Origin of the sequence: Acidibrevibacterium sp., assembly GCF_049965395.1 — a bacterium.
Lineage (GTDB): Bacteria > Pseudomonadota > Alphaproteobacteria > Acetobacterales > Acetobacteraceae > Acidibrevibacterium > Acidibrevibacterium fodinaquatile.
Window position 1 is genome coordinate 1 of the sequence record NZ_JBMFWJ010000066.1, and the last position, 8,862, is coordinate 8,862.

At 66.7% G+C, this 8,862-nt stretch carries 9 protein-coding genes; all 9 read right to left on the bottom strand.

Annotated elements, in window-relative coordinates; all coding sequences use genetic code 11:
• Positions 1-465: 465 nt before the first annotated feature.
• Positions 466-1,227, bottom strand: a complete 762-nt coding sequence (locus ACP5M5_RS13515) for a tetratricopeptide repeat protein (protein ID WP_427938190.1) — start codon at positions 1,225-1,227, stop codon at positions 466-468.
• Positions 1,228-1,235: 8 nt separating this feature from the next.
• A complete protein-coding gene (locus tag ACP5M5_RS13520) occupies positions 1,236-2,162 on the bottom strand; it encodes a type II secretion system F family protein (RefSeq protein ID WP_427938192.1) in 927 nt (308 codons plus the stop codon).
• 10 nt (positions 2,163-2,172) lie between these two features.
• Positions 2,173-3,132, bottom strand: a complete 960-nt coding sequence (locus ACP5M5_RS13525; RefSeq protein WP_427938194.1) for a type II secretion system F family protein — start codon at positions 3,130-3,132, stop codon at positions 2,173-2,175.
• Positions 3,132-4,496: a CpaF family protein gene (locus ACP5M5_RS13530; protein ID WP_427938196.1), complete on the bottom strand. Its 1,365-nt coding sequence runs from the start codon at positions 4,494-4,496 to the stop codon at positions 3,132-3,134. The genes ACP5M5_RS13525 and ACP5M5_RS13530 overlap by 1 nt, the downstream gene beginning before the upstream one ends.
• Positions 4,493-5,728: an AAA family ATPase gene (locus ACP5M5_RS13535; RefSeq protein WP_427938198.1), complete on the bottom strand. Its 1,236-nt coding sequence runs from the start codon at positions 5,726-5,728 to the stop codon at positions 4,493-4,495. The genes ACP5M5_RS13530 and ACP5M5_RS13535 overlap by 4 nt, the downstream gene beginning before the upstream one ends.
• Positions 5,728-6,126 carry a hypothetical protein gene (locus ACP5M5_RS13540; protein WP_427938200.1) on the bottom strand — a complete coding sequence of 133 codons (399 nt, stop codon included), beginning with the start codon at positions 6,124-6,126 and terminating at the stop codon, positions 5,728-5,730. Before ACP5M5_RS13540 ends, ACP5M5_RS13535 begins: the two co-directional genes overlap by 1 nt.
• A gap of 11 nt (positions 6,127-6,137) precedes the next feature.
• Positions 6,138-7,532, bottom strand: a complete 1,395-nt coding sequence (locus ACP5M5_RS13545) for a type II and III secretion system protein family protein (protein ID WP_427938202.1) — start codon at positions 7,530-7,532, stop codon at positions 6,138-6,140.
• Entirely contained in the window at positions 7,532-8,368 is an 837-nt protein-coding gene (cpaB, locus tag ACP5M5_RS13550; RefSeq protein WP_114911792.1) for a Flp pilus assembly protein CpaB, read from the bottom strand. Before cpaB ends, ACP5M5_RS13545 begins: the two co-directional genes overlap by 1 nt.
• 9 nt (positions 8,369-8,377) lie before the next feature.
• Positions 8,378-8,862, bottom strand: a 485-nt coding sequence (locus ACP5M5_RS13555; protein WP_427938203.1) for a prepilin peptidase, incomplete at its 5' end; no start/stop codon positions are given.

Sequence of the window (8,862 nt, forward strand, 5' to 3'; positions counted from 1 at the left end):
CGCCGTCTCGGCCGCCGCCGCCGCGGCGCCATCGTGGTCTCGATGAGGAGTGGAAGGCCCGGTGACGATTTTTGTATTTGACCACGAAGCCTGTCCAACTCACCAGCCCATCGTATACAGCGGGACACCTCGAAGAACCGTGCGTTTTTCGTCGTTTTGGAAGCGGGATGGAACGGCTTGCCGGGGTTGGGCGTTGATGGGGGCGAGCTGGGTGGTATCCGGCGCTGAGTTCTGGTCTGGCGGAATGGATGTCCGCGGGCATTGTCACGTTAACCGGGACTGGTGGGCGGGAGCGGTCTGGGCCAGGATGGTGGGATGAACACGGCCCTTGACCCGCACTATCAGCACCGCTTACCGGCCGAGATCGTTAGCCACGCGGTCTGACTTTATCACGTCTTCAGCCTGAGCTTTCGGGCCCCCATATCTGTGCGCGCGGCGCCGAATAGGCGATCTACTCTGCCACGATCAAAACGGTCGTTGGGAAAGGCGTTCTAAGCCGACCATCGCCTCGGAAACCTCCGCCGGGTCAAGGTCTTTGGAAAGCAGCTGACGCGCTGCGCTGTCTTCTCCCGCAAGCGCAAGGGTAGCTGCGAGATCCTGGCGTACCCTCGGACTCATGTCCTGGCTACCGGCCAGGGGCCGCAGCACCTCGAGGGCTTCCTTTTCGTGTCCTGAGACAGCGAGCGACACTCCGAGATTGACCCGTGCGGCCAGCATATCTGGCTTGAGGGCAAGTGCAGCGCGGTAGGATGTTTGCGCGGCGGGATGTTGGCCGAGCAAATCCCGCGCGATCCCAAGATCGTTCAGAGCGACTGCATTTGCGCGATCTTTAGCTAGAACGTCGGAAAACAGTTTCGCCGCGACCGCAGGATCCTGGGCAAGCCTAATCCTTCCAATGCCGAGCAGTGCTGTCGTATTGTTCGGGCTGATCTTGAGCGCGGTGGTGAAGCTTGCTTCCGCCTCGTCATAGCGCTTGAGTTGATAAAGCGCGTCTCCTTTGCGCAAATGCGCAAGCACATCATTGGGATTTTTTGAGAGAATTCCGTCGGCAACCTCCAGAGCCATTGCTGGCGCGCCGCCGAGCAATGCGGCGTCGGCGACCCTTAAGGTTGGTTCGCCGTTGCTAAGGGCGGGTGTCTGGGGCGGCAGCGAGAGCGTCGGCTTGCTTGATCCGCCGCAGGCCGCAAGGGCGAGCAATACTGCAACCAACGAACCCTGCTTGATCATTCTGTGCCTCAATGACTCATCATCCGCATTACTTGTACCATCGCCGGGCCACCGACGACCAAAAAAACACAGGGAAGAATGAAAACGATCATCGGCACAGTGAGCAGCACCGGCAATCGCGCCGCCCGCGCCTCGAACCGGGTCAGCATCTCTTGGCGCATCTCCGCCGCCAAAGTCCTGAGTGCCTGGCTGAGCGGTGTGCCATATTGGATCGTTTGCACCAGGGTCGTCGCTAGACGCTTGATCCCATCGAGTCCGGTCCGGCTGCCGGCGTTGAGCAAAGCGCCGCGCACATCAGAAGTGATGCGCAATTCGTTCGCGGTCTGCGCGAATTCATCGGCGACCGCCGCGTGGGCATGGCGGATTTCGGTCGCGACCCTGAGGATCGTCGGCTCGAGGCCGAGCCCGGCCTCGGTGCAGATGACCATCAGATCGAGCGCGTCCGGCAGCCCACGCTCGAGCGCTTTTAAATGGTTTTTCCGCAGGCTGCGCAGGACGAAATCAGGCGCCAAAAGCCCAACCATGGCAGCGGCGGCGAGCAGGACATTGCGCGAGATGTCCGCGAGGCCGAGACGCGCCGAAAGCACGAGGCCGAGCGCCGGCATTGTCACCAGCAGTATAAGTTTTGCGCCGACGAATAACTCCAACCCATGCCCACGCCGGAATCCGGCCCGCGTGAGTGTGTGCTCGAGTTCGGCACGGGTCCGGCCGGAAAGCAGGCCACTTCGCGAAATCGCATTGCCGATCGCCGCGATCAGCCGGAGCGCAACGTTTCGGGAGCGCTCGCGCTGTCGCCGCTCCGCGCCCGGCTGGACAGCACGAAGGCGCGCGAGGATCCGCTCCTGGCCCGCCATCCGCCATAGTAGAACGCCGCTCGCGGCCAGAAGCGCTGCGAAGGATGCCGTCGCAAAGACAAGGATCGAGAGATTTTTCATGGCGAGGTGCTCATGTCAGGCTGCGCCGGATTAGCCCGCGCATGACCATGATGCCGCCCACGAGCATGCCGATCGCGATGCCCATCAGGCGTTTGCCGCTGGGATCAAAGAACAGTACACCGATATAGCCGGGATTGATTAGCGCAAGTCCAGCACCAGCAAAAACCGGAAGCGCAGCGAGAATCCCGGCGCTAGTTTTCGCCTCCGACGCCAAAGCGTGGCCGCGTTCGCGCATCGCAACGCGCTTGCGGATGACATCGGCGAGGTTTTCGAGGGTTTCAGCGAGACCACCGCCAGTTTGGCTCTGCAGCGAAAGCGCGGTCGCGAAGAACCGGTATTCCGGCAAATTGTTGCGCACCCCCATCTGCTGCAGCGCTTCATCGAGATGCATGCCGATCGCGATCTTATCGGCAATGATAGTGAATTCCTGCCGCGTCGGATCGACGCTTTCCCGCGCCACCAGTCGTATCGCCTCGCTCACCGGAATGCCGACCCTGACCGAACGCACGATCATGGCGAGAGCATCGGGAAATTGGCGAAACAGCGCGTTGCGCCGGCGCTCGTCGAACCATTTGAAAACCTGACGACAAAGTACGATCCAGACCGGCATGACAAGAAAAAGCGAGGCCACGCCCAGCAGATTAGCGATGATGCCGGCTACCAGCCTGGCGCCGAGCAAGGCGGCCGGCAGGACAATCCACCAGCGCACTGGATAATGATCGCGCCGCTCGGGATGAAATCCAAACAGCGCGACCGCGCGCTGCCAGGGTTTGGCGCCGCTGCTCCTAAGACCGATCCGAAACGGCGGCGCCTCGGCCGCGTGCGGTTGTCGCGCGTGCGGGGCGAGCACACGCCGGACGCGTGCCTGCCAAAGCTGTTCGCGTTCATGGCCGCGTTGTAGCAAAAGCGCGCTCACACTAAGCCCGGTCAAGCCGATGAAGCCCGCGAGCATCAGGCGGAGATCGAGCATTAGCCGCGCTCCGCTTCGTCGAGCGCCGTCGTCCAGGCACGCTCCAGGCCGAAATAGCTCAGCCGGTCATGAAAATTCGGCCGCGCCCGGCTGACCCGATAGCGTACGCGAAGCCGGCCATCCAACCCCTCACCCTCGACCTCGAGGAGAAAGATGTCGTTCATGGTGACGACATCGCCCTCCATACCGCAGACTTCGGATACCTGCAGCACCCGCCGTCCGCCATCGCGTTGGCGCTCGACCTGCACGATGAGATCGATCGCACTCACGATCTGGGTGCGGATGGCACGCGCGGGAAGGCCGATATTGCCCATCTGCACCATGCTCTCGATGCGTGTCAGGGCATCACGCGTCGTATTGGCGTGGACCGTGGACATCGAACCGTCATGGCCGGTGTTCATCGCTTGTAGCATGTCGAACGCCTCGCCGCTGCGCACCTCGCCGACGATGATGCGGTCAGGGCGCATGCGGAGCGCGTTGCGCACCAGATCGCGCTGAGTGATCTCACCGCGCCCTTCGAGGCTGGCTGGCCGGGTTTCGAGCCGCACGACATGCGGCTGCTGCAATTGCAGTTCGGCGGCGTCCTCGACTGTCACGATGCGCTCGCCGCCGTCGATCAGCCGTGACATCGCGTTGAGCAGCGTTGTTTTGCCCGAGCCGGTGCCGCCGGAAATAATGACGTTGAGCCTGATCCGGGACGCGATCTCGAGCACCCGCGCGACCGGCGGCGTCAGCGAGCCGAACTCGATCAATTTCGGAAAATCTATTTTCTTCTTGGCGAATTTGCGGATCGAGAGATAGGGCCCATCGAGGGCGAGCGGCGGGAAGACGATGTTGACGCGCGAGCCATCGGCGAGCCTTGCATCGACCATCGGGCTTGCTTCATCGATCCGCCGCCCGACCGCGGCGGCGATGCGCTGGCAGATATTGGCGACATGGCCGGCATCGCGAAATCGCACCGCCGAGAGCGTGAGTTTGCCGCCGCGCTCGACAAAGACGCGCGTCGGACCGTTGACCATGATATCGGTGACCGCCTCGTCTTCGAGCAGGGGCTGCAACGGTCCGTGGCCGAGCATGTCGTCGACGAGACTGAACGCGAGTTCGCGCTGTTCGCGGGCGTTGAGTTGTATGCGCCGCTCGGTCGCGATCTCGGCGATCAGCCGCTCCACCGCTTGCGCGAGCTTTTCCTGCGGCATGCCGGCGGCGGCGGCGGGGTCGAGCTGTTCGAGACAGAGGCTGCGCAGTGTGCCGAGCGAGGTGTCGGGCGGCGCTGGCGTGGGTTCGGCGCTGGTGCTTGCGGGTGCCGCGTCCAAGGTCGTGCGGCGGCGCCCGAACGTCGCGCCGCGGGGAACCGTCTCGCTCATCGGCGCCAGCCAAACCAGCGCCGCCGGTTGCTCAGGGCGGGGCTTTCATCTGGCACTTTGACGAAAGCGACCTCTTTGGCGAGCGCCAGGATGCCGGCGCGGAACCCGCCCCGGAGACCCGAGGTGGGGGCACCGAGGGCGGTTGCACGTGCCATCTGGCGTGGCATATCGGGGATCACGACGTCGATCTTCAGCTTCAGCGCGGACTCTATCTGCGTGCGGGTCAAGCTGCCGGGCGCGCCAAGACGGTTGAGGAGCAGGATAGGCCGACGCGGTTGCAGGCGGCCATGGGGCAGTGCCAAAAGTCGCAACGTATCGCGCACACCGGCGAGCGTCGGCGGCAGCACCAGCACCCGGTGATGTCCAAGGCCAAGAAGATCCTGGTTAAAGGCAAGCGGCGCCGGCGGGACATCGGCGATGATCAGATTATAACGCCGACGCAGCGCCTCGATTAGCCGCTCGCCCGCGCCTTCGGTATAGATCAGCGGCTTATCGGGCGCTTCTTCACCGGCAAGCACGAAGAGCCGCTCTGAAACCGGCTGCGCCGCGCGTTCGACGAACAATTCGTCGATACGCTGTGGCGCCTCCAAGGCTGTGCGCAGGCCGGCGCTCGCTTTGCCATCGAGCAGCAAAGCGCCGGTGCCGAAATGGAGATCGGCGTCGAGCAGCACGGTATGGCGCCCGGCGGCGACGCCGAAATGCCAGGCGAGGTGCGCCGCAATGGTGCTGGCGCCGGCGCCGCCGCGCACGCCGGTGAGGGTGACCATCCGCCCGCCTTGGAAATTGTCGGCGGGAAGCTCGGCGCCGGTCAGTAGCGGCAGGAAATGTCGCGCCACCATGTCACGGGTCAGCGGTTTGTAGAGATATTCGAGGGCGCCGAGATGGCGCGTGACCAGCCGGTAGAAATTGACCCCCTCCTCCTCGCCGATCACCAGGACGCGCACATCGGGTTCGACCACTTCGGAGAGATCGCCGAGCGCGGTCAGCGGCCGGTCCTCGCCGCTGACATCGACGATCAGGGCCTGCGGGGTCGGCGTCTTGGTCAGGGCAGCGATGGCGGCGCGGACATTGCCACGGCGGATGGTGACGCCGGGCAGTGCCGATTCTCCCAGAACCTCGCGCAGGATCGCCTCGCTCGCGCCGTCGGCGATGAAGGCGAGCAGTGGCGCGCGGTCGCCGCGTCCGGCGGTACCGTCCTCGGGGAGGGCATTGATGCGGGCATCATCAGGCATCAATTGGCCCCATTCCCGCCGCCGCCCGCGCCAACGCCGGCCCCGCCGCCAGAGGGGGCGCCACCCATGCCCGGTGGGGCCATGCCCGGTGCAGCGCCGCCGGCGCCGCTGTCGGCCGGCGGCTGGCCGGGCTGCGCGGTGTCGCCGGCGGGGAGCGGCTTGGCGTGCCCGGCGCGCCAGGCCGCGACCGCATCCGCCGCGGGCTGGCCCGGGGTGCCCTGCTCGCCCGCGCCCTGCACGAGATCGGCCGGGTTCGCGACCATGGCGCGGAGATTGGCCTCGCTCGCGCCGGTCGGGGTCCAGACGCCGGGGCGCGCATAGGGGTCGATCGCGTCGCACCCGGCGGTGGCGAGGGGGATCAGTAGCAGGGACAGGCGCCAGCGGCGGGATGCGGCCATGGGGATGCCCTTCACTGCACGATGAATCCTGGATCGCCGGGGATATGCACCGGCGTCGGCGGCTCCCCGCGGGCGACCTGGCGCATGAGAAGGATGCGTTCGAAATCGTTAGGTGCACGCCATGCGTCGGTGGTCGGCGCGACCAGCGCGTTGGGATCGCTCACCGGGCGTACGATGTAGGGGGTGACGATGATCACCAGCTCGGTCTGGTTGCGCTGAAAACTGTCGGAGCGGAACAGCGCCCCGAGGATTGGGATTTCACCAAGTCCGAGCACGGAATTGTCGATTTGCGTCGAGCGGTCCTCGAGTAAGCCGGCAATAGCAAAACTCTGTCCGCTGCCGAGCTGCAAGGTCGTCTCGGCGCGCCGCACGGTCAGCGCCGGCACCGAGACCGCGCCGGGCCCGACCGAGAGCTGCACCGCGCCCTGGTTGGTCAGCTCGCTCACCTCGGGGCGGACATGAAGGCTGATGCGGCCATTGCTGAGCACCGTGGGCACGAAGGCGAGCTGCACGCCGTATTGCTGGAACTGGATCGAGATCTGGCCGAATTCTTGGGCGATCGGGATGGGAAATTCGCCGCCGACGAGAAAGCTCGCGGTCTGCCCGCTCATCGTGACCAGCGTCGGCTCGGCGAGGATGCGTACCAGATTATCCTGCGCCAGCGCGTCCAGAACCGCGTCGGCGCCGTCGATGCCTTTGGTCAGCGTCGGCATGGTGAGGCCGGCAGTGGCGAGCGCCGGGTTGGTCGCGAGATTGGTGGAGAAGGACGCGAAATTGCCCAGTTTCGACCAGTTGACCCCGAATTCGCGCACCACGACGCGGTTCATCTCGGCGATCCGCACCCGCAATCCCACCTGCACGCCGTCACGCACGCTCAGCCGGTCCTCGATCTTCTGGCCGCTCCCGGCGTATTGCTTGGCGATCGCCATCGCCTGTTCGGCCGCCGCCGCCGTCGGCACCTCGCCGCTCAGGATCATGCCCTGCGGCGTCGGCGCGATGGTGACATGGCTTTCCGGCGACAGCTGGGCGATGGCGCTCTCGGCCTCATTGGCGCCAAAGCCCGATGCCTTGACGACGACGGTGAAGAGAGCGAGTTGGTGCCCGGCATTGTCGAGTGCCGCGACGGTGGTGCGGCCGGCGCCGACACCGAAGACGAAGAGCGAGGTCGGGCTCGCCGGGCGCACCTCGGCCACTTTCGGATCGGCAGCGAAGACGCTGGTCGCCGGCGCGGGGAGCGCGATCACCTGGCCGCTGCCGGCCGAAAGCTGAATGACGCCGGGCGCCTTGGCTGGCGCGGCCGGCTTGGTGGGTGGCGGCGTATCCGGCGCCTGCGCCAGGGCCGGCACTGTCGTCGCCAGCGCCAGCGCAAAAACGGTGAGCGCGGCAAAGGCGCGGGCGCTTCCCATCAGAAATGGAATTCCTTGCCGTCGGCGCCGCCCTGATAGACGCGCATGGTTTTGCTCGCGCCATGCGGCGCATCCCCCTCGACCAGCGCCGGCGACACTTTCCCCGCCCAGGTGATGGAGGGGCGGGCGGCGGTTGGGGTGGGCGCGGTGCCGGGGTCGGCGGCGCGGACCACCAGCGAGAGATGCCCGAGCTTGGCCGCCACCGTCACCTCCTCCGCCCCTTGCGGGCTGACCTCCAGGGTGACGGTGCGCGCCGCCTTCTGGTCCGGCGCGTCCGGCGAGGCGCCTTGCACCAGTTGCTGGTCGATCGCGATCACCCGCACATTGGCGAGCACGGTTTCAGCGGCGACGCGCCGGCTCGGTGGCGCCGATTGCGGATCGAGGGTCTGGGTCAGGATGAGATCGACGCGGTCGCCGGGCCAGATCAGCCCGGCGCTGCCGGTGACGATATCGACCGCGACGGTGACGGCGCGCATGTCTGGCCCGAGCACGGCAGCGAGAAAGCCGTGATCGCCGGGGCGCATGATCTCCGCCGGCAGGATCGCCTCGCCGATCGCGAGGCTGCGGCGGACCATGGCACCGTAGAGGCTGGTGCGCGCCGCCGGCGTATCACGGCTCGCGCCTTCGGGCGCGGCGCCGGGGGCGACATCGGCGGTGGTGACGTCTTCCGGCTTGAGCAGGCTGCCGCCGCGGAGCGGCCGCGCCGCGACCAAGATTTTCTCCGGCGGAACGGCCACGGCGCGCGGCGCCGGCGGGTGGGCGCCAATCCAGAGAACGGCGCCGAAGCCGGCGAGGCCGAGCGCCATGAGGACGAACAGGGCGAGGCGGAGGGCCATGACGGCGCCCTAACGAAACAGGGTGAAAACCGCGCCGGCGGCGATCGCCGAGGCGTAGGGCAGGGGGCCATGGCGGCGGATGCGCCAGCGCTCGGCGCGCAGGATGCGCGGGATCAGCTTCGCTTTCGGCCCGCGCGGTGGCGTCGGCGCCGGCAGCGCGGCGAGCGCGAGATAGAGGAGCGCGAGCGCCCCGCCGGCGAGGGACGTCGCCAGTAAAAGGGCCGGAATCCGCGCCGGCGCGACGAAGAGCGCGGCGGCGCCGAGCAGCTTCACGTCACCGCCGCCGAGCCAGCCGCGCCGCCAGCAGAACGCCGCGGTGAGGAACACCGCGAGCGCGGCCAGCAACCCGATCCAAAGCGCGCCCTCCCACCAGCGCAGGCCCGCGCCGCAGAGGGCGAGGGCGAGCGAGAGCCGGTTGGAGACCATGCGGGTCGCGATGTCCTCCGCGCCGGCGGCAAGCAGCAACGCCATGCCGCCGGCAGTCAGGCCTGGGG